This window comes from Candidatus Pantoea communis (assembly GCF_011752685.1).
Classification (GTDB): Bacteria; Pseudomonadota; Gammaproteobacteria; order Enterobacterales; family Enterobacteriaceae; genus Pantoea; species Pantoea communis.
In genome coordinates this window covers 44,986-70,128 of sequence record NZ_VWXC01000028.1, presented here as the reverse complement: position 1 = coordinate 70,128, position 25,143 = coordinate 44,986, and the positions used below count along the sequence as shown (strand labels likewise).

22 protein-coding genes and 2 tRNA genes are annotated in these 25,143 nt (G+C 53.0%); 5 read left to right on the top strand and 19 right to left on the bottom strand.

Going from position 1 to position 25,143, the window contains the following annotated elements:
* The coding region (locus F3J37_RS28225; protein WP_237449408.1) for a hypothetical protein at window positions 1-114 on the top strand (114 nt) is incomplete at its 5' end.
* Between the two features lie 51 nt (window positions 115-165).
* Here the strand turns inward: F3J37_RS28225 and F3J37_RS25350 are convergent.
* The 17 genes from F3J37_RS25350 to rlmE form a co-directional block, all read right to left on the bottom strand.
* Complete coding sequence (locus tag F3J37_RS25350) at window positions 166-2,034, bottom strand: DEAD/DEAH family ATP-dependent RNA helicase (RefSeq protein WP_166936438.1); 1,869 nt, start codon at window positions 2,032-2,034, stop codon at window positions 166-168.
* Between the two features lie 16 nt (window positions 2,035-2,050).
* A complete protein-coding gene (yrbN, locus tag F3J37_RS28540; protein ID WP_100229640.1) occupies window positions 2,051-2,107 on the bottom strand; it encodes a protein YrbN in 57 nt (18 codons plus the stop codon).
* A 103-nt stretch (window positions 2,108-2,210) separates the two neighbouring features.
* Window positions 2,211-3,095, bottom strand: a complete 885-nt coding sequence (gene nlpI, locus F3J37_RS25340) for a lipoprotein NlpI (RefSeq protein WP_008104288.1) — start codon at window positions 3,093-3,095, stop codon at window positions 2,211-2,213.
* A gap of 129 nt (window positions 3,096-3,224) precedes the next feature.
* Window positions 3,225-5,360: a polyribonucleotide nucleotidyltransferase gene (pnp, locus tag F3J37_RS25335; protein WP_166936436.1), complete on the bottom strand. Its 2,136-nt coding sequence runs from the start codon at window positions 5,358-5,360 to the stop codon at window positions 3,225-3,227.
* 311 nt (window positions 5,361-5,671) lie between these two features.
* Complete coding sequence (gene rpsO / locus F3J37_RS25330) at window positions 5,672-5,941, bottom strand: 30S ribosomal protein S15 (protein ID WP_034826514.1); 270 nt, start codon at window positions 5,939-5,941, stop codon at window positions 5,672-5,674.
* A gap of 135 nt (window positions 5,942-6,076) precedes the next feature.
* Window positions 6,077-7,021 (bottom strand): tRNA pseudouridine(55) synthase TruB, encoded by a 945-nt coding sequence (gene truB / locus F3J37_RS25325; protein ID WP_058959446.1) that lies wholly within the window; start codon window positions 7,019-7,021, stop codon window positions 6,077-6,079.
* Window positions 7,021-7,428 carry a 30S ribosome-binding factor RbfA gene (gene rbfA, locus F3J37_RS25320; protein ID WP_034826517.1) on the bottom strand — a complete coding sequence of 136 codons (408 nt, stop codon included), beginning with the start codon at window positions 7,426-7,428 and terminating at the stop codon, window positions 7,021-7,023. The genes truB and rbfA overlap by 1 nt, the downstream gene beginning before the upstream one ends.
* 66 nt (window positions 7,429-7,494) lie before the next feature.
* Window positions 7,495-10,185 (bottom strand): translation initiation factor IF-2, encoded by a 2,691-nt coding sequence (gene infB / locus F3J37_RS25315; RefSeq protein WP_034826524.1) that lies wholly within the window; start codon window positions 10,183-10,185, stop codon window positions 7,495-7,497.
* A gap of 17 nt (window positions 10,186-10,202) precedes the next feature.
* Window positions 10,203-11,690 carry a transcription termination factor NusA gene (nusA, locus tag F3J37_RS25310; RefSeq protein WP_034826526.1) on the bottom strand — a complete coding sequence of 496 codons (1,488 nt, stop codon included), beginning with the start codon at window positions 11,688-11,690 and terminating at the stop codon, window positions 10,203-10,205.
* A 24-nt stretch (window positions 11,691-11,714) separates the two neighbouring features.
* Window positions 11,715-12,167 carry a ribosome maturation factor RimP gene (gene rimP / locus F3J37_RS25305; RefSeq protein WP_034826528.1) on the bottom strand — a complete coding sequence of 151 codons (453 nt, stop codon included), beginning with the start codon at window positions 12,165-12,167 and terminating at the stop codon, window positions 11,715-11,717.
* 212 nt (window positions 12,168-12,379) lie between these two features.
* Window positions 12,380-12,456: transfer RNA gene (locus F3J37_RS25300), tRNA-Met, on the bottom strand.
* Between the two features lie 59 nt (window positions 12,457-12,515).
* A tRNA-Leu gene (locus tag F3J37_RS25295) sits at window positions 12,516-12,602 on the bottom strand.
* A gap of 46 nt (window positions 12,603-12,648) precedes the next feature.
* Window positions 12,649-12,984, bottom strand: coding sequence for a preprotein translocase subunit SecG (gene secG / locus F3J37_RS25290; protein WP_034826531.1), 336 nt, complete (start codon window positions 12,982-12,984; stop codon window positions 12,649-12,651).
* A 217-nt stretch (window positions 12,985-13,201) separates the two neighbouring features.
* On the bottom strand, window positions 13,202-14,536 hold the full coding sequence (gene glmM, locus F3J37_RS25285; RefSeq protein ID WP_034826534.1) for a phosphoglucosamine mutase: 1,335 nt from the start codon (window positions 14,534-14,536) through the stop codon (window positions 13,202-13,204).
* A 3-nt stretch (window positions 14,537-14,539) separates the two neighbouring features.
* Entirely contained in the window at window positions 14,540-15,373 is an 834-nt protein-coding gene (gene folP, locus F3J37_RS25280) for a dihydropteroate synthase (RefSeq protein WP_166936434.1), read from the bottom strand.
* Window positions 15,374-15,458: 85 nt separating this feature from the next.
* On the bottom strand, window positions 15,459-17,390 hold the full coding sequence (gene ftsH, locus F3J37_RS25275) for an ATP-dependent zinc metalloprotease FtsH (protein WP_034826538.1): 1,932 nt from the start codon (window positions 17,388-17,390) through the stop codon (window positions 15,459-15,461).
* Window positions 17,391-17,563: 173 nt separating this feature from the next.
* The gene (gene rlmE / locus F3J37_RS25270; RefSeq protein ID WP_034826540.1) at window positions 17,564-18,193 is read right to left on the bottom strand and encodes a 23S rRNA (uridine(2552)-2'-O)-methyltransferase RlmE; all 630 of its coding nucleotides are present in this window, start codon (window positions 18,191-18,193) and stop codon (window positions 17,564-17,566) included.
* 126 nt (window positions 18,194-18,319) lie between these two features.
* On the opposite strand from rlmE, the gene yhbY reads away from it, so the two are divergent.
* Window positions 18,320-18,613 carry a ribosome assembly RNA-binding protein YhbY gene (gene yhbY / locus F3J37_RS25265; RefSeq protein ID WP_034826542.1) on the top strand — a complete coding sequence of 98 codons (294 nt, stop codon included), beginning with the start codon at window positions 18,320-18,322 and terminating at the stop codon, window positions 18,611-18,613.
* 128 nt (window positions 18,614-18,741) lie between these two features.
* On the opposite strand, the gene greA is transcribed toward yhbY, so the two are convergent.
* Window positions 18,742-19,218 (bottom strand): transcription elongation factor GreA, encoded by a 477-nt coding sequence (gene greA / locus F3J37_RS25260; RefSeq protein WP_034826545.1) that lies wholly within the window; start codon window positions 19,216-19,218, stop codon window positions 18,742-18,744.
* 246 nt (window positions 19,219-19,464) lie between these two features.
* Here greA and dacB point away from each other — a divergent pair, with 246 nt between their 5' ends.
* Genes dacB through pmrB form a run of 3 tightly spaced genes read left to right on the top strand, consistent with a single transcriptional unit; the run spans window position 19,465 to window position 22,615 of the window.
* Entirely contained in the window at window positions 19,465-20,898 is a 1,434-nt protein-coding gene (gene dacB / locus F3J37_RS25255; RefSeq protein WP_058959462.1) for a serine-type D-Ala-D-Ala carboxypeptidase, read from the top strand.
* Window positions 20,898-21,560, top strand: coding sequence for a two-component system response regulator PmrA (gene pmrA, locus F3J37_RS25250; protein WP_034826547.1), 663 nt, complete (start codon window positions 20,898-20,900; stop codon window positions 21,558-21,560). The genes dacB and pmrA overlap by 1 nt, the downstream gene beginning before the upstream one ends.
* On the top strand, window positions 21,557-22,615 hold the full coding sequence (pmrB, locus tag F3J37_RS25245) for a two-component system sensor histidine kinase PmrB (RefSeq protein WP_166936432.1): 1,059 nt from the start codon (window positions 21,557-21,559) through the stop codon (window positions 22,613-22,615). The genes pmrA and pmrB overlap by 4 nt, the downstream gene beginning before the upstream one ends.
* Here pmrB and F3J37_RS25240 read toward each other — a convergent pair.
* A complete protein-coding gene (locus F3J37_RS25240; protein ID WP_166936430.1) occupies window positions 22,612-24,885 on the bottom strand; it encodes a TonB-dependent siderophore receptor in 2,274 nt (757 codons plus the stop codon). The genes pmrB and F3J37_RS25240 overlap by 4 nt on opposite strands.
* Window positions 24,886-25,143: the final 258 nt, after the last annotated feature.

Genomic DNA, 25,143 nt, shown 5'->3' with positions numbered 1-25,143 from the left:
ATAGCAGAGATGGTCAGACTGCCGGGACGACGGGAGCGCTCGTTCCCAAGGGTGGTGAAAGAGAGACCCTATAAATATCCGACAGCAAGAAGAAAAAATGCCAGTCAGGCTTAACTGACTGGCATTACGCCATGGCGTCCCTTTTTATTTTTAAGCGTTTATCGCTTAAGCGTCACGACGACGTGGTGCAGATGCACCCTCTTCACGACGTGGGCCACGGCCGCCTTCACGGTTGAAGCGTCCGCCTTCACGGCCACCTTCACGACGCTCAGAGAAACGACGCGGTGCGCCATTACCACGACGCTCGCCATCACGACCGCCTGGACGACGTTCACTACGCTCGAACGCAGGAGCATCACCCATCAACTGCATGTTCATCGGCTTGTTCAGGATGCGCGTGCGAGTGAAGTGCTGCAGAACTTCGCCCGGCATACCTTTAGGCAGCTCGATGGTTGAGTGCGTACCAAACAGCTTGATGTTACCGATGTAACGGCTGCTGATGTCGCCTTCGTTAGCAATCGCGCCCACGATATGACGAACTTCAACACCATCATCACGGCCCACTTCAATGCGGTACAGCTGCATTTCGCCAACGTCACGACGTTCGCGACGTGGAGCGCCATCACGGTCACCGCGGCTTTCGCGTGGACCACGTGAGTCACGTGAATCGCGACGATCATCGCGGTCGCGGAACTCACGACGTGGTGGGCGTGGTGCTTCTGGTGGCAGAATCAGTGGACGTTCGCCCTGTGCCATTTTCAGCAGTGCTGCGGCCAGTGTTTCGAGATCCAGATCTTCGCCCGGCTGCATTTTGCTCAGCAGTGCACGGTACATATCCAGATCGCTGCTTTCCAGCTGCAACTGTACTTTGGCGGCGAATTTAGCCAGACGGCGCTCGCTCAGCAGTTCTGCATTTGGCAGTTCAACTTCTGGAATAGTCAACTTCATGGTGCGTTCGATGTTACGCAGCAGACGGCGCTCGCGGTTCTCAACGAACAGCAGCGCACGACCAGCACGACCCGCACGACCGGTACGACCGATACGGTGAACGTAAGACTCAGCATCCATTGGGATGTCATAGTTAACAACCAGGCTGATACGCTCAACGTCCAGACCACGTGCTGCAACGTCGGTCGCGATCAGGATATCCAGACGACCATCTTTCAGGCGCTCCAGTGTCTGCTCACGCAGAGCCTGGTTCATGTCACCGTTCAGTGCTGCGCTGTTATAGCCGCTGCGCTCCAGCACTTCAGCCACTTCCAGCGTAGCGTTTTTGGTACGCACGAAGATGATGGCAGCATCAAAGTCTTCCGCTTCCAGGAAACGCACCAGCGCGTCAGTTTTACGGCCATAAGCGGTCCAGTAAGACTGAGAAATGTCAGGACGCGTGGTCAGGCTTGACTGAATGCGCACTTCCTGTGGATCTTTCATGAAGCGTTTGGTGATACGACGAATCGCTTCTGGCATGGTCGCTGAGAACAGCGCGGTCTGATGACCGTCTGGGATCTGCGCCATGATGGTTTCAACGTCTTCGATGAAGCCCATACGCAGCATTTCATCAGCTTCGTCCAGCACCAGGCCGCGCAGGTTAGACAGATCTAACGTGCCGCGTTTCAGGTGATCCAGCAGACGACCAGGCGTACCTACGACAACCTGTGGTCCCTGGCGCAGTGCGCGCAGCTGAACGTCATAGCGCTGGCCGCCGTACAGGGCAACCACGTTCACGCCACGCATGTGTTTAGAGAATTCCGTCATGGCTTCAGCAACCTGAACAGCCAGTTCACGGGTTGGAGCCAGCACCAGGATCTGTGGTGCGCGGACAGATGGATCAATGTTGTTCAGTAACGGCAGGGAGAATGCCGCTGTTTTACCACTCCCGGTCTGCGCCATACCCAGCACATCACGGCCCGCCAGCAGGTGAGGAATACACTCAGCCTGGATTGGGGATGGCTTTTCGTAGCCCATACCGTTCAGTGATTCGAGGATGTCAGCGTTCAGGCCAAGGTCAGAAAAAGTGGTTTGAATATCAGTCATGTAGTACACGTGCCTCTTAGATTGCGGCGGCCAGTCTACATAACTCGTCGTGAAAATTTTCAGTCATTTTCATCAAAAAGTGTGAACCGGCTCAAATTAGAAGTTTTGACGAACAGAAAAGCCCTCACCTCGAAGGTGATGACTTTACAAGTATTCAGGCAATAAAAGTTCGTCAGCTATTGCTGGTCAGATTCTGATAAATCGTCTTGTGTCTGGCCGAGTTGCGCCAGTTCCAACAATGCGTATCGGTGCTCAACAAAGTTGTTAACATTGTTAGCGACCGCCAGTTTGAACAACGCTTTCGCGTCGTCCTTCTCCCCCAGACTTAGGTAGTACTTACCTAAATAGAAGTTGGTTTCACTGAGATGTTCAGCGAGCGAGGTGTTATCCGTTGCGTCCGCCTTGAGACGTTCCATCAGCGTTTTTTCACTGATGTCGCCAAGGTAGAACTCGACAATATTCCATCCCCATTGGTCCCGGACCGCTTTGTCATGTCGCTGTCTCAGCGTGACTTTGGCCTTGTCGGCATCCATATCGCTTTCAACGAGATAGAGCCAAAGGCTGCGGAAAGGATCGTTAGGATCGTCTTGATAAAACGCCAGCAGATCATCTTGCGCTAACTTGTATCGACCGCCGTAATAGAGGGCGATACCACGGTTTAAATGCGCATAGTTGTAAGTTGGATCAAGCTCAAGTACAGAATCAAACGCTTCATAGGCAGCATCAAAGTTGCCTGCCTGCGTTAAATATATACCGAGGTAGTTAAACACCTCAGGCATATCCGGTCTTATAGACAGCGCTTGCGAGAAATCGTTCCGCGCTAATGCCCTCAGACCCAAACTATCATACAACACTCCGCGCTCATATAATAGCTGTGCGCGTTCATCATCGGTCAGGGCACGACTGGCAAGAATTTGTTCCATTCGCGCCAGGATCACCTCTTGCTGCAGTGTGGGCTGCAAAGGTACTGCCAGAACTTCGTTCTTACGCCAATTGGAGTTGCTGCATCCTGCCAGCGTGATAGCTGTCGCAACAAAACACCAGCGCAAAAAAGGCTTCATTTCCCACTCCCGAATACAAACATTGGGATAACCATCCTGTCATCCGCCTGCTGTGCACAAGGATTCCCGCCCTCGCGATGATCCAAACACTTCTCCCCGCAGAGCAGGGAGAAGCCAATCAGTAAACGCTTACTCGGCGTCAGATGCATTCGTTGCAGCAGGGGTTTCTTCCGCTGGTTTCTGCTCTGTCGCTTCTTTGATGCTCAGGCGTACGCGGCCCTGACGGTCCACTTCCATCACTTTCACTGGAACTTCCTGACCCATCTGCAGATAGTCGGTCACTTTCTCAACTCGCTTATCAGCGATCTGAGAGATATGGACCAGACCTTCTTTACCGCCGCCGATTGCCACGAAGGCACCGAAATCAACGATACGCGTCACTTTACCAGAGTAGATACGACCCACTTCGATTTCAGCGGTGATCTCTTCAATACGACGAATCGCTTCTTTCGCTTTGTTGCCGTCGGTTGCTGCAATCTTCACAGTGCCATCATCTTCAATTTCGATGGTGGTGCCGGTTTCTTCGGTCAGCGCACGTATAACAGAACCGCCTTTACCGATAACATCTTTGATCTTGTCTGAATTGATCTTGATGGTGTAAATGCGCGGTGCGAACTCAGAGATTTCCTGACGTGGGGTGCTGATGGCCTGCTCCATCACGCTCAGGATGTGCAGACGCGCGCCCTTAGCCTGATTCAGTGCTACCTGCATGATCTCACGGGTGATACCTTCAATTTTGATATCCATCTGCAACGCAGTGATACCGTCGCGGCTGCCCGCAACTTTGAAGTCCATATCGCCGAGGTGATCTTCATCGCCCAGGATGTCAGACAGCACCACGAAGTTTTCGTCTTCTTTGACCAGACCCATCGCGATACCGGCTACGGCCGCTTTGATCGGTACACCAGCATCCATTAGTGCCAGAGAAGCACCACACACGGAAGCCATAGAAGAAGAACCGTTTGATTCAGTGATTTCTGACACCACACGCACGGTGTACGGGAACTCTTCCTGCTTAGGCATCACTGCCAGCACACCGCGCTTCGCCAGACGACCGTGACCAATCTCACGGCGCTTCGGTGAGCCAACCATACCGGTTTCGCCCACTGAGTACGGAGGGAAGTTGTAGTGGAACAGGAAGCTGTCGGTGCGCTCACCCATCAGCTCATCCAGGCTCTGCGCATCACGTGCCGTACCCAAGGTCGCCGTTACCAGCGCCTGCGTTTCACCACGGGTGAACAGAGAAGAACCGTGAGTACGCGGCAGTACGCCAGTGCGTACGTCCAGACCACGGATCATATCTTTTTCACGGCCGTCGATACGTGGCTCACCACGGATGATGCGGCTACGCACGACGCTCTTTTCGAGATCGTGAACGATGTCAGCGATTTCGCCAGCATCCAGCGTTTCATCTTCGGCCTGCAGCGCAGCGATGGTGGCATCTTTGACTACGCCAACCTGCGTGTAACGCTCCTGCTTATCAGTGATGCGGTAAGCATCAGCGATACCAGATTCTGCCAGTGCCGCAACACGTGCAATCAGTGCATCGTTTGCTGGCTCTGGCTGCCAATCCCAACGCGGTTTGCCTGCTTCAGCAACCAAGGCGTTGATGTTTTCAATCACAACCTGCTGCTGATCGTGGCCGAACACCACTGCACCCAGCATTTGATCTTCAGTCAGGATTTCAGCTTCTGATTCAACCATCAGAACCGCGTTCTGCGTACCTGCAACCACCAGGTCCAGACGTGAAGTTTTGATCTCATCCGCGGTTGGGTTCAGTACGTACTGGTCATTGATGTAACCGACACGTGCCGCACCGATTGGGCCGTTGAATGGCAGGCCAGACAGCGCCAGCGCAGCAGACGCGCCAATCATCGCCACGATGTCTGGGTTAACCTGTGGGTTTACAGAAACAACGGTAGCAATAACCTGCACTTCGTTGATGAAACCTTCCGGGAACAGTGGACGCACTGGACGGTCAATCAGACGAGAAATCAGAGTTTCGCCTTCGCTTGGACGGCCTTCGCGACGGAAGAAGCTACCCGGGATACGACCAGCAGCGTAAGTACGCTCCTGATAGTTAACCGTCAACGGGAAGAAATCCTGACCTGGTTTAGTTTTTTTCTGGCCAACAACGGTAACGAATACCGCAGTGTCGTCCATGCTCGCCATAACTGCTGCAGTGGCCTGGCGTGCCATCATGCCGGTTTCCAGCGTGACGGTATGCTGACCATATTGGAATTTGCGTACGATCGGGTTCAGCAAAATTTAAGTCCTTAAATTCGAGGGGCAGAGCGCTTTTTGGCTCGCCGGGGTTTACCGATCTTTAGTTGCATCCTCGCGACTAATGACAATCTTCAACCGCTCATGCGGTAAAGCCTCTCATTAGCCGCGCGAAACGCTGCAAGCAAAGATCACTCTCAGCAACAATACATGAGTTTGGTACGGAATGCTGCGGATTGCTCGAAAAAAGGGGCCATAAAGGCCCCCTTTTCGCGAAACTCGCACAAATCTGATCGTCAGATGCGCTTTTCTGCATAGTGCATGTGCTACATCGTTGATCAGATTCTTCAGACTTAGCGACGCAGACCCAGGGTTTCGATCAGGCTGGTGTAACGTGCAACGTCTTTACGCTTCAGGTAGTCCAGCAGCTTACGACGCTGAGATACCATGCGCAGCAGACCGCGACGGCTGTGGTGGTCTTTTTTGTGCTCAGAGAAGTGACCCTGCAGGTGGTTAATCTGAGCAGTCAGCAGAGCAACCTGAACTTCTGTTGAACCGCTGTCGTTAGCACCACGACCGAATTTAGCAACGATCTCTGCTTTAGCTTCTACGCTTAGAGACATAATAAACTCCGAAATAATAAATGAATGGTTGGGTGCCGATCTCTAATTCAGCAGCCCGCTTTAAAAGCCGCGCTATTCTACTCTTCGCCTGATTGCAACGCAAATGCGCCGTTAGCTCAAACGTGAATGTGTTGATTAGGCGGGAAACTCGACCACCAGACGACGCGGCGCCACGCGCCCATCCTCAGCGATTTCTGCCATGCCGATAAATTTATGTTCTTCACCTTCGGTAACACGCACCAATCCCTGTTCAGGCGCATTCGCCACCTGCACCGGCATCCCCTGTTTGAAATAAGCGGCGACAGAGGGCAGCAAATTGACGATGGGGAACTCCTCCGCAGGGCTATCCATTGGCAGCAGCAGTGCATCCAGTGCACGGTAGTCTGGCGTTTCTGCTGCGTTGGCTTCAGCCGCCATCGCCTGCAACTGCTCAAAGGTGATCATGCGATCAATCGGATACTTTGCCACCTGCAAACGACGCAACATAATCACATGTGCGCCGCAGCCGAGCTTCTCGCCGAGGTCATCGATGATGGTGCGAATATAAGTGCCCTTGGAAACGTGAATTTCCAGCTCCAGCTCATCCCCTTCCCAGCGAATAAACTGCAGTTCAAACACGGTGATCGGTCGTGCTTCACGCGGTACGGTAATGCCTTCACGCGCGTATTCATACAGCTTGCGGCCCTGGTACTTCAACGCAGAGAACATGGTGGGTACTTGTAAGGTGTCACCACGGAAGCTCTCCAGCGCCGCATCAAGCTGGGCTTGATTGAAGGTCACCGGGCGCGTTTCGACGATATTGCCATCAGCGTCTGAGGTATCCGTACGCTCGCCGAGGCGGGCAATAACGCGATAGCGTTTATCGGAATCGAGCAGGAACTGCGAGAACTTCGTCGCTTCACCGAGGCAGATCGGCAGCATGCCTGTTGCCAGGGGATCAAGCGCACCCGTGTGACCCGCTTTGTTAGCATGGAACAGACGCTTCACTTTCTGCAGCACATCGTTCGAGGATGCGCCCTGATGCTTATCCAGCAAAAACACACCGTGGACGTCGCGACCGCGACGACGAGGACGACTCATTAGTCCTCCTTGTCATCTTCCGCCGGGCTTTCGCCACGACGCTCAACGTCACTTTTGATCACGTTGCTGACCAGGTTAGACATGCGCATCCCTTCGATCAGCGAGTTGTCATAGAAGAAGGTCAGTTCAGGTACGATACGCAGACGCATCGCTTTCCCCACCAGAATACGGATATAACCTGAGGCTTCTTTCAGCGCCTTCAGACCATTTTTTACCGCATCTTCATCCTGGTCATTCAAAAAGGTCACGAAGACTTTGGCATACGCCAGGTCGCGCGACACTTCTACGCCGGATACCGTTACCATCATGCCAAGGCGCGGGTCTTTAATTTCACGTTGCAGGATAATTGCGATTTCTTTCTGCAGTTCCTGAGATACGCGCTGTGGGCGGCCAAATTCTTTTGCCATTTTTTCTTTCTCCCAAATAATTCGGGAGGCCAGAGGCCTCCCAAATTGCAACACATCAAGTGATGATCAATCGATGGTGCGTTTAATTTCAATCACTTCAAAGACTTCGATCATGTCACCAACGCGAACGTCGTTGTAGTTCTTCACGCCGATACCACACTCCATGCCGTTACGCACTTCGTTGACATCGTCTTTAAAGCGACGCAGAGATTCCAGCTCGCCTTCGTAAATCACCACGTTGTCGCGCAGTACGCGAATCGGGTTGTGACGTTTGATGTTGCCTTCGGTGACCATACAGCCAGCAATGGCGCCAAATTTCGGTGACTTGAACACGTCACGCACTTCGGCCAGACCAATGATCTGCTGTTTGAATTCCGGTGCCAGCATGCCGCTCATGGCTGCTTTTACTTCGTCAATCAGATTATAGATAACGGAGTAGTAGCGCAGGTCCACGTTTTCAGCGTCAATCACGCGACGCGCAGAAGCGTCAGCACGGACGTTAAAGCCGAGGATGATGGCGTTGGAAGCCGCTGCCAGGGTCGCGTCGGTTTCGGTGATACCACCCACGCCCGAACCGATAATCTTCACCTTCACTTCGTCGGTGGAGAGTTTCAGCAGCGAGTCGGAGATCGCTTCCACCGAACCCTGTACGTCGGACTTCAGCACGATGTTCAGCTCGGACACTTCGCCTTCGGTCATGTTAGCGAACATGTTCTCCAACTTCGACTTCTGCTGACGCGCCAGTTTCACTTCGCGGAATTTGCCCTGACGATACAGTGCAACTTCACGTGCTTTCTTCTCATCACGCACAACAGTCGCTTCATCACCCGCTGCTGGCACACCAGACAGACCGAGGATTTCCACTGGAATGGATGGACCCGCTTCCAGCACTTCACGACCCAGTTCGTCACGCATCGCACGGACACGGCCGTATTCGAAGCCGCACAGTACGATATCGCCTTTGTTCAGCGTACCTTCACGCACCAGCACGGTCGCAACCGGGCCACGACCTTTGTCGAGGAAGGATTCGATGACCACGCCGCTCGCCATACCTTCACGAATGGCGGTCAGTTCCAGCACTTCAGCCTGCAGCAGAATCGCATTCAGCAGGTCATCAATACCGGTACCCGCTTTCGCAGAGACGTTAACGAACATGTTTTCACCGCCCCACTCTTCCGGAATGATTCCGTACTGGGTCAGTTCATTCTTCACGCGATCCGGGTCTGCTTCTGGCTTATCAATCTTGTTCACTGCAACCACAACCGGCACTTTGGCCGCTTTGGCGTGCTGGATGGCTTCGATAGTCTGTGGCATCACGCCGTCATCGGCAGCAACCACCAGAATTACGATATCCGTTGCCTGCGCACCACGTGCACGCATCGCGGTAAACGCGGCGTGGCCCGGGGTATCCAGGAAGGTTACCATACCGTTGTCAGTTTCAACGTGGTAAGCACCGATATGCTGTGTAATACCGCCAGCCTCGCCTGAAGCGACTTTGGTTGAGCGGATATAGTCCAGCAGCGAGGTTTTACCATGGTCAACGTGACCCATGATAGTGACCACCGGAGCGCGTGACTCCTGCGCTGCATCGGTATCACGATCGTCCATCACCGCTTCTTCCAGTTCGTTCTCGCGGCGCAGGATCACTTTGTGACCCATTTCTTCCGCAACCAACTGGGCTGTTTCCTGGTCGATGACTTGGTTAATGGTCGCCATTGCGCCCATTTTCATCATCGCTTTGATAACCAGTGAGCCTTTCACCGCCATTTTGTTTGCCAGCTCGGCAACAGTAATGGTTTCGCCGATGATCACATCACGGTTAACAGCCTGAACGGGTTTGTTGAAGCCCTGCTGCAGTGCGCTTGGCTTACGGTTTTTACCACCTTTACCACCACGGAACTGCGCACGCGCTTCTTCGCGATCAGTTTTCGCTTCAGAATGCTTGTTGCCTTTTTTGGCTGGGCGCGCTGCTTTGGTGGTACGCGCACGTCCACGTCCGCCTTCAACTTCGCGGTCGTTTTCGTCTTCAGCCTGACGGGCATGAGTGGAAGTGGTGACATGGTAGTCGCCTTTGTCTTCTTCCTCTGGTTTTTCCCATTCAGCTGATTTCTCTTCAGCCAGGCGGCGGGCTTCTTCTGCCACACGGCGAGCGTCTTCTTCCAGCTTACGGCGTGCTTCTTCTTCCGCTTTGCGTTTCAGATCAGCCGCTTCGGCTTCACGACGCGCCTTATCAGACTGCGCAGCCTTGGTTACTTCATCGGTAGGTTGATTAGTCACTTTCTCATTTTCCGCTGCTTCACGCTTGGCCTTTTCAGCGGCTTCGCGCTTGGCTTTATCTTCGGCTTCACGTTGCGCTTTTTGTTCAGCTTCGCGACGGGCTTGTTCTTCCGCCTCGCGACGCGCCTGCTCTTCCGCTTCACGCTGCGCCTCGGCTTCAGCTTCAGCCTGAGCTTGCTCAGACTCAGCATCACCTTTCACGTATGTACGTTTTTTGCGGACTTCGATTTGCACCGACTTACTTTTACCCCCGGTGACGGGAATATTCAAGGTGCTGCGCGTTTTGCGCTGTAATGTCAGTTTACTTGAACCGGTCTGACCGTGCTCACGATTCAAATGGGACAGTAAGGTTTCTTTCTCTTGCTGGGACACCGCATCGTTTTCAGACTTGCGGATCCCTGCGTCAGCAAATTGCTGTACCAGGCGATCGACCGGAGTCTGAATTTCGGCGGCCAGCGATTTTACGGTTACATCTGTCATGCTGTTCCTTCCTGTTATTACGCGTCATCGCCGAACCAGCAGATATTACGTGCAGCCATAATCAGCGCACCGGCCTTCTCATCATCCAGCCCTTCAATATCTGTCAGATCGTCAACACCTTGCTCAGCGAGATCTTCCAGCGTGCAAACGCCTTTGGACGCCAGGCGATACGCCAGCGCACGATCCAGGCCCTCAAGATTCAGAAGATCCTCAGCGGGCTCCTGATTACCAAGGCTCTCTTCTTTCGCTAATGCCAGGGTGGTCAACGCATTTTTTGCTCGTTCACGCAGGGCTTCAATGGTCTCTTCGTCGAGGCCGTCGATTTCCAGCAACTCGTTGATTGGCACATAAGCCAATTCTTCCAGCGAAGAGAAGCCCTCTTCCACCAGTACGGTGGCGAACTCTTCGTCGATGTCGAGATGTTTGGTGAACATATCGATCGCTGCGTGGGCTTCAGCCTGATGCTTAGCCTGCAGATCATCGACGGTCATCACGTTCAGTTCCCAACCACTCAGTTGGGAAGCCAGACGCACGTTTTGGCCGTTACGGCCGATCGCCTGAGCCAGATTGCCGGCTTCAACAGCGATATCCATGGTGTGATTGTCTTCATCCACCACAATTGACGCCACATCGGCTGGCGCCATGGCGTTAATGACGAATTGTGCCGGGTTATCGTCCCACAGCACGATATCAATACGCTCGCCACCCAGCTCGCTTGATACAGCCTGGACACGCGCACCGCGCATACCCACACAAGCACCGACCGGATCAATACGTTTATCGTTGGTTTTCACCGCGATTTTAGCGCGTGAACCTGGATCGCGCGCTGCCGCTTTGATCTCGATAACTTCTTCACCGATTTCTGGCACCTCAATGCGGAACAGTTCGATCAGCATTTCTGGCTTAGAACGGGTGACAAACAGCTGTGCACCACGCGCTTCCGGACGAACAGCGTACAACACGCCGCGAATACGGTCGCCTGGGCGGAAGTTTTCACGTGGCAGCATATCTTCGCGTCCGATCACGGCTTCAGCATTGCTGCCCAGATCGAGTGAGATGCTGTCGCGGTTTACTTTCTTCACCACGCCGGTGATGATTTCACCTTCGTGTTGACGGAACTGATCAACCACCATCGCGCGCTCAGCTTCACGGACTTTCTGCACGATAACCTGTTTAGCGGTTTGGGTGGTGATACGGTCGAAGGTGACAGATTCGATCTGGTCTTCAACGTATTCGCCCAGATTGAACGCTTCGTCTTCAAAGCGGGCCGCATCCAGCGTAATTTCACGAGTCGGCTGTGTTACTTCTTCCACAATCTGCCAGCGACGGAAAGTATCGAAATCACCGCTGCGACGGTCAATGCTGACGCGCACTTCGATCTCTTGCTCATACTTCTTTTTAGTCGCAGTGGCCAAAGCGCTCTCAAGCGCCTCGAAGATTTTCTCACGTGGCAGGGCTTTTTCGTTAGAAACGGCTTCTACTACAGCTAAGATCTCTTTGTTCATCCTGGTTAGCCTCAATCCGGACTTTTAAAAGTGGGGGACCAGGTTCGCTTTCTGAATATTACTCAGCGCGAACACCTCATCGTTACCCTCAACGGTTACCGTGATCATCTCACCTTCCACGGATTTGATGATCCCCTGCCATTTACGGCGGTTCTGTACGGCCATACGCAGTGTCAGGCTCACCTCATCACCGGCGAAACGTGCATAGTGTTCAGCAGTGAAAAGAGGACGCTCGAGACCTGGCGAGGAGACTTCAAGGTTGTAAGCCACCGTAATGGGATCTTCCACATCCATTACCGCGCTGACCTGGTGGCTAACATCGGCACAATCATCAACATTGATACCATTCTCACTATCAATATAGATGCGCAAAGTCGATGTGCGACCGCGAACGAATTCGATACCGACCAATTCGTAGCCAAGCGCTTCTACTGGAGCGGTGATCAAATCAGTCAATTTTTGCTCTAATGTGGACAAGCCCACCCCCAAGACATAAAAAAAGGGCCTATAGCCCAGTATTGCGATTCCTGATAACAAAAAACCCCGAAAATTCGGGGCTTTTTATCACTGGACCCTGTACGCCGCAGAGCGGCATCGGCACACAATCCAAAAGAATTTTTTTCAAAAAAACACTGAGGATGCGTCCGTCGATGCATACAGTATATTTGAAAAAGAACTCTAAGGGAAAGTGGTTGCGGGGGCCGGATTTGAACCGACGACCTTCGGGTTATGAGCCCGACGAGCTACCAGGCTGCTCCACCCCGCGTCCGAAAACGTGGCGAATAATACGCCGACCTTGCTTAAAAAGCAAGTTTTACTGAGATTTGGTACCGAGGACGGGACTTGAACCCGTAAGCCCTTTCGAGCACTACCACCTCAAGGTAGCGTGTCTACCAATTTCACCACCTCGGTACTGCACTGACTGCGACGTTATGTTGTCGCTAAAGCATTGACGATGTTACTGCGGGATATCATTGCCCGGGGTTGCCGGTTTAGCTGGCTGAGTCTGCTGTTCAGACTGAGCTGGCGCAGTGAGGTTTTCCCACTCGCTTCCTTTAGAAGACTTGTTCGTGTTCAGATTGCCCAGAATCAAGCTGATGATGAAGAACAGGGTCGCCAGTACTGCAGTCATACGTGTCATGAAATTACCAGACCCGTTTGAACCGAACAGTGTACCAGAGGCGCCTGCACCGAATGAGGCTCCCATATCAGCGCCTTTGCCTTGCTGAAGCATGATCAGACCCACGAGGCCAATCGCAACAATAAGGAAAACAACTAACAGAGCTTCGTACATAATCAACCTGTTTCCTTGCGCGTTATCCGCACAGTTAAAGCTTCACCAATATTGACGGGGAGTGTCGTCATCACCCATCAGAAGCGGGTGTGAATACTAACCAATGGGACATACCTCTGCAAGCGCAATTTTCACGAACCTTATTGATTGCGGAAAAAAGCGCCAGGATGGTGATTTAACAGGCGGAAAGTCGAAATCTCGCCGCCTGTTAACACGCTTAGACCGCTTTCACCGCATCAGCAATTTTATGCGCCAGTTCGGTGACTAACGCTTCATCTTCACCCTCGACCATCACGCGAATCAGCGGCTCAGTGCCCGATTTACGCAACAGCACACGACCGCGCCCTGCTAGCGTTTTCTCCACTTCAGCGCTGACAGCCTTAACGCTCTCGGATTCAAGAGGATCATGACTGCCGCTGAAGCGCACATTCACCAGAATCTGCGGCAGCATTTTCATGCCACTGCACAAATCATGCAGACTCATGTGATTACGCACGATAGCAGTAAGTACTTGCAAACTTGCCACGATACCGTCGCCAGTGCTGATTTTATCCAACAGAATGACATGCCCGGAGTTTTCAGCCCCCATGCGCCAGCCCTTCTCCTGCATTTTTTCCAGCACGTAGCGGTCACCCACTTTGGCACGTGTGAAAGGAATACCCAGCTGTTTCAACGCCAGTTCCAGCCCCATATTACTCATCAACGTACCCACCACGCCGCCGCGCAGTTGCCCCTGACGCAAGGCTTCACGTGCAATGATGTAGAGAATCTGGTCACCATCGACCTTCATGCCCAGATGATCCACCATCATGATGCGATCACCATCGCCATCGTAAGCAAGGCCCAAATCGGCCTTCTCTTCCAGCACGCGCTGCTGCAGCATGCGGAGATCGGTTGCGCCGCACTCTTTGTTGATGTTCATGCCATCGGGCTGCACGCCAATCGCAATCACTTTGGCACCTAATTCACGCAGCACATTAGGCGCAATGTGATAGGTCGCACCGTTGGCGCAATCCACTACGATTTTCAGACCGTTAAGACTTAACTCGCTCGGGAATGTGCCTTTACAGAACTCGATATAACGACCAGCAGCATCAACGATACGGCTGGCGCGCCCCAACTCAGCGGACTCAACGCAGGTCAGTGGCTTCTCTAACTCAAGCTCGATGGCCTCTTCCACTTCATCCGGCAATTTAGTGCCTTCCGCAGAGAAGAACTTGATGCCGTTATCGTCGAAGGGGTTATGCGATGCAGAGATCACGATACCGGCTTCTGCACGGAAGGTACGCGTCAGATAGGCAATCGCGGGGGTTGGCATAGGTCCGGTAAAGGCCGCCGACAAACCAGCAGCAGCCAGGCCCGCTTCCAGTGCCGATTCCAGCATGTAGCCAGAAATACGCGTATCTTTACCAATTAATACCTTACGTGATCCAGAGCGCGCCAGAACCTTACCCGCAGCAAAACCCAGCTTCAGGACAAAATCAGGGGTAATCGGTGCTTCACCGACCTTGCCACGAATACCATCTGTACCGAAATATTTACGATTACTCATGCTTTATCCTTTTGCTCTCCGTGTCGCTTCAACAATACGCATCGCTTCGACAGTCTCTTTCACATCATGCACGCGAATAATTTGTGCGCCCTGCATAGCGGCAATCACCGCACAGCTCAGGCTGCCGGTCAAACGCTGCGTCGGACCGACATTTAACAGCTGGCCAATCATCGATTTGCGCGACATTCCGACCAATAGCGGTAAGCCAAAATGGTGGAAATGGCTGAGTTCAGCCAGCAGTTGATAATTGTGGTTGAGATTCTTACCGAAACCGAAGCCAGGGTCGAGCAACAGATTCTCTTTTTTAATGCCTGCCGCTTCGCAACGTGCAATCTGTGCCTGGAAGAAAGCGTCCACTTCACCCACGATATTCTGATATTCAGGTGCTTGCTGCATAGTGCGCGGTTCGCCCTGCATGTGCATCAGGCATACCGGCAGACCGGTCTCCGCTGCTGCTGCCAATGCACCCGGTTCTGACAGTGAACGAATATCATTAATGATGTGAGCACCCACTCGCGCCGATTCACGGATCACCTCTGGCTTTGAAGTATCAACCGAAATCCATACTTCAAAACGCTGGGCGATGGCTTCAACCACCGGAATCACGCGTGCTAGCTCTTCGTCCACGCTGACTTCATCGGCTCCTGGTCGCGTAGATTCCCCGCCGACATCGATGATGGTTGCGCCCGCATTCACCATCTCATTGGTATGGGTCAGCGCATCCACCAATGTGTTGTGTGTTCCGCCATCAGAGAAGGAGTCCGGCGTGACATTCAAAATACCCATCACATGGGGAAACGACAGATCGAGATGGGAATCACGGGCGAACAACTTCATGGCGGGAATCTCCTTGGGAATCACGGTATCACTGAATGTAAAAAACCCCGGACCGGCCGGGGTTTTTGCTGAGGTTTGTAGCCTCTTATTTGTCGAGCTGTTCTGACATGGTGTTGCCAGGATTTGGCGTACGCGGTTCATCAACCGGACGTGGCGCCTTTGGCGTCCCATTGTTGTCCGATGAACTGCTGCTGCCTGAATCATCCCAACCTGCTGGTGGGCGAACTTCACGGCGAGCCATCAAGTCATCAATCTGTGGCGCATCAATGGTTTCATACTTCATCAGCGCGTCTTTCATCGCGTGAAGGATGTCCATATTCTCACCCAGCAGAACACGAGCACGCTGGTAGTTGCTGTCGATCAGGTGTTTAACTTCCTGGTCGATGATGCGTGCTGTTTCATCTGACATGTGTTTCGCCTTAGCCACAGAGCGGCCGAGGAACACTTCGCCTTCTTCTTCAGCATACAGCAACGGACCTAACTTCTCGTTGAAGCCCCACTGCGTCACCATGTTGCGCGCCAGGTTAGTGGCGACTTTAATGTCGTTAGATGCACCGGTAGAAACGTGTTCTGCGCCGTAGATGATCTCTTCCGCCAGACGACCGCCATACAGCGTTGAGATCTGGCTTTCAAGTTTCTGGCGGCTGGCGCTAATCGCGTCACCTTCTGGCAAGAAGAAGGTCACACCCAGCGCACGTCCACGCGGGATAATTGTCACTTTATGCACCGGATCGTGTTCCGGTACCAGACGACCAATAATCGCATGGCCCGCTTCGTGGTAAGCGGTGGATTCTTTCTGCGCTTCCGTCATCACCATGGAGCGACGTTCTGCACCCATCATGATTTTGTCTTTCGCTTTCTCGAACTCAACCATCGAGACCACACGCTTGTTGCCACGTGCAGCAAACAGTGCCGCTTCGTTGACAAGGTTAGCGAGGTCAGCACCCGAGAAGCCCGGCGTACCACGTGCGATGATCGCTGCATCGATGTCAGTGGCCAGCGGCACACGACGCATATGCACTTTCAGAATCTGTTCACGACCGCGAACATCTGGCAGACCGACCACAACCTGGCGGTCAAAACGACCTGGGCGCAGCAGCGCGGGGTCAAGTACGTCTGGACGGTTAGTGGCGGCGATAACGATGATGCCTTCATTACCTTCGAAGCCATCCATCTCAACCAGCATCTGGTTCAGCGTCTGCTCACGTTCATCATGACCACCACCTAAACCGGCGCCACGTTGACGGCCTACGGCATCGATTTCATCGATAAAGATGATGCACGGCGCGGCTTTCTTCGCCTGCTCGAACATGTCACGCACACGAGATGCACCGACACCCACGAACATTTCAACAAAGTCAGAACCAGAGATAGTGAAGAACGGTACTTTTGCTTCGCCAGCAATCGCTTTAGCCAGCAAGGTTTTACCGGTACCCGGAGGACCGACCATGAGGACGCCTTTCGGGATCTTACCACCCAGTTTCTGGAAGCGGCTTGGCTCGCGCAGATATTCAACCAGTTCACCCACTTCTTCTTTCGCTTCATCGCAACCTGCGACATCAGCAAACGTGGTCTTGATCTGGTCTTCGGTCAGCATGCGGGCTTTACTCTTGCCAAAGGACATCGCGCCTTTGCCACCGCCGCCCTGCATCTGACGCATAAAGAAGATCCAAACGCCAATCAACAGCAGCATTGGGAACCAGGAGATGAAGATGGAAGCCAGCAGGCTTGGCTCTTCTGGTGGTTCGCCAATCACTTTGACGTTTTTGGTCAAGAGGTTATCAAGCAACTTTGGATCGTTGACAGGAATGTAAGTCGTATATTTATTACTGTCTTTTTTGACAACGTTAATCTCACGCCCGTTAATACGTGCCTCGCGGACCTGATCCTGGTTCACTTCCGACAGGAAGGTTGAATAATCAACCCTACGGCCATTCGACTCGCTGGGCCCAAAGCTCTGGAAGACAGACATCAGCACGACCGCGATGACTAACCAGAGAATCAGGTTTTTCGCCATGTCACTCAAGGGATTAACCTCATATTACAACGGTGTTAACAGACAGCGTAGGGTACTATATATCCTTCAGACCTGGAATCGCGGCGCTGATGATTTTACTGCTTTTCACTGAAACTCAGAATTACACATCAGAGTAAACGCAGTTCGCCTTGCTTTGATTCCGGTACCGAGAGCTATAGTTTGCGCCCTGTCGCCACAATGTACACTTCACGCGAACGTAAACGAGAAGCGTCTGGCTTACGAATTTTCACTTTCGTAAATAGGGAGCGAATTTCCCGCAGGTATTCCTCGAAGCCATCTCCCTGAAACACTTTCACTACAAAACTGCCGCCAGGTGCCAGGATATCCCGACACATTTCCAGCGCCAACTCTACCAAATACATTGATCGTGGAATATCAACCGCAGGTGTACCGCTCATGTTCGGCGCCATGTCAGACATAACAACTTGCACCTTTTGGTCACCTACTCGCTCCAGCAATGCGTTCAGCACTGCCTCTTCACGAAAGTCGCCCTGTAAAAAATCGACACCGACAATCGGGTCCATAGGAAGCAAGTCACAGGCAATAATACGACCATTCGATCCAATCTGTTGTACCGCATATTGCGACCAACCACCGGGCGCAGCACCCAGATCTACCACTGTCATGCCGGGTTTGAAAAGCTTGTCACCCTGCTGAATTTCGTCCAGTTTAAACCAGGCGCGCGAACGCAACCCCTTTTTCTGTGCCTGCAACACATATTTATCGCTAAAGTGTTCCTGTAGCCAGCGACTGGAACTGGCCGAACGCTTTTTACCCGTCATAATTTTTCCAATTAAATCTTCATCGTAGCGATAAATCAGTACGCAATGAGTCGCGTTGATTTGGCGATATACCCGAGATGGCGGTAGAATGAACCGTTTTCAATCCCTGAGTAAGTAAAAAATACGATGAATCTGAGTACCAAACAAAAACAGCACCTGAAAGGCCTTGCCCATCCACTGAAGCCCGTTGTTATGCTGGGCGGTAATGGCTTGACCGAAGGCGTGCTCGCCGAAATCGAACTGGCGCTCGAGCATCACGAATTGATCAAGGTGAAAATTGCCTCTGAAGATCGTGAAACCAAGCAGCTGATCGTTGACGCTATCGTACGTGAAACAAAAGCTTGTAACGTACAGGTCATCGGCAACACGCTGGTGCTGTATCGCCCTGCAAAAGAGCGCAAAATTACTCTGCCACGTTAATTAAGCCCTAAAGGCTGCCATGACGGGCAGAGAAAGTGCCATGCTCCTGCATGGGATAAAAGGCCGCTATGCGGCCTTTTTCCTTTCTTTACAATATGCGGCTACACATTTCAAAGCGTAGCAATATCTTAAAGGTATTCCACCTTTAACACTTCATATTCCACATCGCCGCCCGGTGTCTTCACAATCGCAACGTCGTCTGCTTCTTTTCCAATCAAACCACGCGCCATCGGCGAGTTCACTGAAATCAGGTTTTGTTTGAAGTCAGCTTCATCATCACCCACGATGCGATAAGTGAATTCTTCGTCCGTATCCACATTCAAAATGGTCACGGTAGCACCAAAAATCACGCGGCCGGTTTTGGGCATCGTCGTGATATCAATCACCTGAGCGTTGGAGAGTTTGGCTTCAATCTCCTGAATACGGCCTTCGCAAAAACCCTGTTCTTCACGGGCAGCGTGGTATTCGGCATTTTCTTTTAGATCGCCATGCTCACGGGCTTCGGCAATAGAGGCGATGATGCGCGGACGCTTCACGGTTTTCAGTTCGTTCAGCTCTTCACGCAGGCTCTCAGCGCCTTTCAACGTCATCGGAATCTGATTCATTTTGGCTCCTCGTCATCTATCCTGGTTAACGGCGTCATCCTGACCGGTGACAGCAGAAAACAGCTTCTGCGGCGCGTTACCTCTTTTCACAAGCAAAAGAAGCCTGACCCGGAAAGCTTTCCGGGTCAGGTTCGGTTTTGCATTTTGATACGTATTTTACCCCAGAGTTCCCTGTGGGTCATCGTTTACTTTGCACCGCCTCGGGACGTAGTATTGACGCCTTCACCCGTCAGTTACCGCGAGATTATGCGATTTTCACGACTTGTTACCGGATTAACCTGTGCGTTTATGCTGCAGGCACAAGCAGCCCCCGTTGAAGAATACATGCAGTATTTGCCAGACGGCGCAAACCTGGCGCTGATGGTACAAAAAGTGGGCGCATCAACCCCGATAATCGACTATCACGGCAAACAGATGGCATTGCCGGCCAGTACCATGAAGGTGATTACCGCGCTGGCGGCCCTGCTGGAACTCGGTCCGGACTTCCGTTTTCAAACCACGATGGAAACCAAGGGTGCAGTCAGCGATGGCACGCTCAATGGCGACTTAGTGGCGCGCTTTGGTGGCGATCCGACGCTGAGCCGTCAGGATCTGCGCAACATGGTGGCGGCCCTGAAAAAGCAGGGCATTACGCATATCAAAGGCAATCTGGTGATCGACACGTCCGTGTTCGCCAGCCACGATATGGCACCCGGCTGGCCGTGGAATGACCTGACGCAGTGCTTCAGCGCCCCGCCTGGGGCGGCCATTGTCGACAAAAACTGCTTTTCAGTCTCGCTCTATAGCGCCACCACGCCGGGCGAAAACGCCTTTGTGCGCATTGCGTCCTATTATCCGGCACATATGTTCAGTCAGGTGCGTACCATTGGCCGCAACAGTGGTGATGGGCAATATTGCGAACTGGATGTAGTGCCAGGCGAACTGAACCGCTACACGCTGACCGGCTGCATGCGCCAACGCGCCGAACCCTTGCCGCTGGCGTTTGCGGTGCAGGACGGTGCCGCCTGGGCGGGCGAAATCCTCAAGGCCGAACTGCGTGCCGCGGATATCGATTACAGCGGCCATTTAGTGCGTCAGACGCAGGTTACCTCACCGGGAACCGTGCTCGCCTCGACGCAATCCGCGCCGCTGCACAATCTGCTGCACACCATGCTGAAGAAATCGGACAACATGATTGCGGATACGGTGTTCCGCACCATTGGCCATCACTATTTCAACGTACCCGGCACGTTCCGCGCCGGTTCTGATGCGGTACGCCGCATACTGCGTGAAAAAGCGGGCGTCGATCTCGGCAACAGCATTCAGGTCGATGGTTCAGGCCTGTCGCGTCACGATTTGATTGCGCCAGATACCATGATGCAGGTACTGCAATACATCGCGAAAAATGACTCAACGTTAAATTACATCTCTATGCTGCCGCTGGCAGGATACGATGGCACGTTGCAATATCGTGGTGGCCTGCATGAAGCCGGATTAGATGGCAAAGTGTCAGCAAAAACCGGTTCGCTGCAGGGCGTTTATAATCTGGCTGGATTTATTACCACTTCCAGCGGTGCACGTGTCGCCTTTGTGCAGTATCTTTCTGGTTATGCGGTGCCGCCTGAAGATCAGAAAACGCGGCGCATTCCTCTGGTACGCTTTGAAAGCCGCCTCTACTCGGATATCAACAAAAACAACTAATGAAATTGCTGATCGTTGAAGATGACGCGCTGTTGCAATCGGGCCTGGCTCAGGCCCTTAGCGCACAAGGATATGCTGTTGACTGCGCGAGTACTGCTGCAGAGAGTAATGCTTTCTTACGCAGTGGGCAGTACAGCCTGATCGTTCTGGATCTCGGTTTACCGGATCGCGATGGTGCCACGTTGCTGCGTCAGTGGCGGCGCGATGGCATCAACGTACCGGTGTTGATCCTGACGGCGCGTGATGCACTGGAGGATCGCGTGGATGGCCTGGATGCCGGTGCCGACGATTATCTGGTCAAACCCTTCGCGCTGGTAGAACTGCAGGCACGCGTGCGTGCACTGATTCGTCGTTTTCAGGGCCACAGCGATAATTTGCTGCAACAAGGTGATCTCACCCTCAATCTCAGTTCGCAGCAGGTTTTGCTGGAAGAGCGTCCACTGGAAATTACCCCAAAAGAGTTCGCACTGCTGACGCGCTTGTTAATGCGCGTCGGTCAGAACGTCCATCGCGAAACGCTGCAGCAGGATCTCTACAGCTGGAATGACGATCCTGGATCCAATACGCTGGAAGTTCACATACACAATCTGCGCCGTAAGCTCGGAAAAGATCGTATCAAAACCGTGCGTGGCGTGGGCTACCGCCTGGAAGTGCGCGAATGAATAGTATGCGTCAGCGGTTACTGATTATGCTGGCGCTGATTCTCCTCACCTGCCAGGTGATGAGCGCCATCTGGTTATGGCATGAGAGTCGCGAACAGATCAGTTTCCTGGTCAACGAAACGCTGTCTGCTCAGGCGCGTAACGACCGCGTCGAGAATGAGATCCGTGAAGCCATCGCTTCACTGCTGTTGCCTTCACTGGTGATGATCGCTCTGACGCTGCTGCTGTCATTCTGGGCGATTAACTGGATCATTCGTCCATTACGATCCCTGCAGGATAGCCTCGCCCATCGCTCCGCCGATAATCTCACCCCGCTGCCGGTTTATTCAGAAATGGATGAAATCGTAGCCGTGACCACCTCCATTAATCAGCTATTTTCGCGGCTCGACCACACGCTACAACAGGAACGCCTCTTCACCGCCGATGCCGCGCATGAATTGCGTACCCCTTTGGCCGGTTTACGTCTGCACCTTGAGCTGCTGCACCAGCAGAACGTGCCGCAGAGTGAGATGCTGATTGAACGTATCGACCAGTTGATGCACACCGTGGAGCAACTACTGATGCTGTCGCGAGCCGGCCAGGCGCTGGCAGGCGGTCACTATCAGCAGTTGCTGTGGCAAAAAAACATCATGCAGCCGCTGCAGCCGGAAATGGCCGAACTTTATGCACAGCGACAGCAAACACTGCAGTGGCCGAACGGCAAAGATATTCCGCAACAGGGTGAAGCCGTGTTGCTGCGCCTGATGCTGCGTAATCTGCTGGAAAACGCCTCACGCTACAGCCCGGAAGGCAGTGAAGTGAAGGTGAAAATGCAGCAGGACAAGCAGCAGGTGATTATCGAGGTGTGGGATCAGGGGCCGGGCATTGAGGCCGATGCGGCAGAAGAACTGACGCAAGCCTTCCGCCGTCGCGATCAGCGCTACGGTGGCAGCGGATTAGGTCTGAACATTGTGCTGCGCATTGTGCAGATGCACCGTGGCAGGCTGGAGCTGGTCAACCGTAAAGATAGCAGCGGGCTGATTGCCCGCTGCTATTTACCGCATCAACTGCTTTAGAAGTGAGTGTTGAGGCTCATGTAGTAAGTACGGCCTGATTCGTTATAAGTATTGGCACCCGCACCGTACAGGTAGGCACCTGTTGTGGCGTTACCGGTGGTTTGCGCATTACCTTCGCGGAAGTGACGCTTATCAAACAGGTTGTCGATACCCAGGGTGACGCTGGCGTACTTATTCACATCATAAGTCCCGCTCAGGCCAATGATAGAGTAAGGACTCACTCTTTCGGCCGCGCTTCCCGTCACCGGTTGACCTTTGTAGTCATACTTTTTCGGTGTTTGCGTGCCGTACCAGGTCAGGGTGGTTTGCAGCGACAGATCCTGCGTTGCCTGCCAGCTCAGCGTCGAGTTCAGAGTGTATTCCGGGATGATCGACAGACGATCGCCGGTTTCCTTGTTCTTACTCTGCAGCATGTAGGTGAAGTTGTTGTTCCAGCTCACGCTATCCGAGAACGGCACATTCACCGTACCTTCCAGCCCTTCCACCACCGCTTTCGGTACGTTTTCCCACTTGTAGATATCCGTGGTGCCGTTTGAGGCTTTACCGACGGCTGCGTAACCCGCTTCAATCTTGTTGCGGTAATCGTTACGGAACCAGGTCAGACCCGCCTGATAGCCTTCGTGTTTCCACTCCAGTCCAATCTCTTTATTGAAACTGTTCTCGGCTTTCAGGTCGGGATTACCCTGCAGATAACAGGCGCCGGTGCTGGCAGCACAGCCCTGACCGTTGCTGTACAGCAGATAGTTAGGGTTGGTCTGATACAGGCTTGGCGCTTTATAAGCCAGGCCCGCCCCCATCTTCAGTGTGAAGTCATCACCCAAACCTTGCGACAGGTTCAGAGACGGGCTCCAGTTGTTACCCACAATCGAGTGATGATCGAAACGCAGACTCGGCGTCAGCATGGTGCTGTCGGTCAGCTCCATATTGTCTTCAGCGAACAGCGAGAAAATTTCTGCCTGTGAATACGGGCTACGACCGGTATTCGACACGCCAGGTACAGAACCGTAGTTAGCCGCCTGAGTGGTTGAAGAGGGATCCTTCATGCTCTGCTGGTTCCATTCGGCGCCCAGCGTTGCCGTCTGATTAATCAGCCACTCAAACGGAATGCTCACTTCGCTGTGCAGTAAAATATCGTCTAACTGAATGGTGTTGAAACCATCGTTAGAGAAGATACCTTCTGTACCGCCCGCCAGACCTTCATTGATACGAGTATTACGGGTTTTCTCGTAGCGCGCATAGGTATTGGTGCTGACACCGTTATCCCAGGCACCGGTCCATTTCAACGAGATATTCTGGCGATACAGGCGGTTAGTTTCATCGCCATAGAGGCTTTTTACCAGCGCACTGGTGTTGGTGTTCTGCGTATCGCCTGCGTAAAGATTGCCTTGACGGCTGTAGCCCGCTTGCAACTCCAGGGTTTGCATCGGAGCAAACGCCCAGCTCAGTAACGCATTGATATCTTTATTGACCGAGCCTTCACGACCAGAAGGATAACTGCCCGCATACGTACCGGTACGCGCTGCCGCATGGCCTTCGTTGATGTCATAAGCATCGGCCTGGGTTTTCGCTAAGCCACCGTACAAGCGGAAGTTGAAGTCATCACCCAGCGGCCCTTCGAGGCTAAAGTTAGTGCGTTTGGTCGCGCCTTCCGATTTGTGTTCCGGCGCATTGAAGTAGGTATTCCACGAACCGTGCCACTGCTGATCGGTATATTTCCTGGTGATAATGTTAACCACACCGCCTGCTGCGCCGTTACCGTAACGCACCGCGGCCGGGCCACGAATCACATCAATGCGTTCGATCATTTCTGGCGGCACCCAGTTGGTATCACCGCGCGTATCACGCTCACCACGCCAGCCCAGACGTACGGAGTTGCGGCTGGTGATCGGCATACCATCCACCATAATCAGGGTGTTTTCCGGGCCCATGCCGCGAATATCGATCTGGCGATTGTTACCGCGCTGGCCACTGGTGGAGTTACCGGTCAGGTTAACGCCCGGCATGGTGCGAATAATTTCAGAGACATCACGTGCAGGCGGATGCTTTTTAATTTCATCTGCAGTGATGGTGGAAACGCCGGGGGCCTGCAGGTTTTGCTGCTGGGCGGTCACCATCAACGTGCCGCCGTTCATCGATTCGGCGTCGGTAGTGGATTGGCTGCTGGTCGTCTTGCTGGAAGTGTCTGCTGCCCAGGCGCTGCCTGAGAGCAGTGAGGCGCTCAGCCCCAGTTCAATCAAAATAGCTAATGATAATCGTGAGTAACGCGTCATTGTTTTTCATTCCTGGATGGCCAGTAAAATGCCGTTGGATTCTTAACTGGCGAGCCGGTGAGAATATCCCTGTCCTTATCGCGCCCAGTTCCAGACCTGGCAGTGCCATCCGTTGCGTAACCTTCCAGGAAGGAAAGAGTCAGGCGGAACGAGCGTGCTCTTTTGAGCGGAAACACCCTATTGCAAATGCAAATAGTTATCAATAGTATTAATTATTAATCTTATGTAAATCTTTCCCTACACAGTGACTGGCAGCCC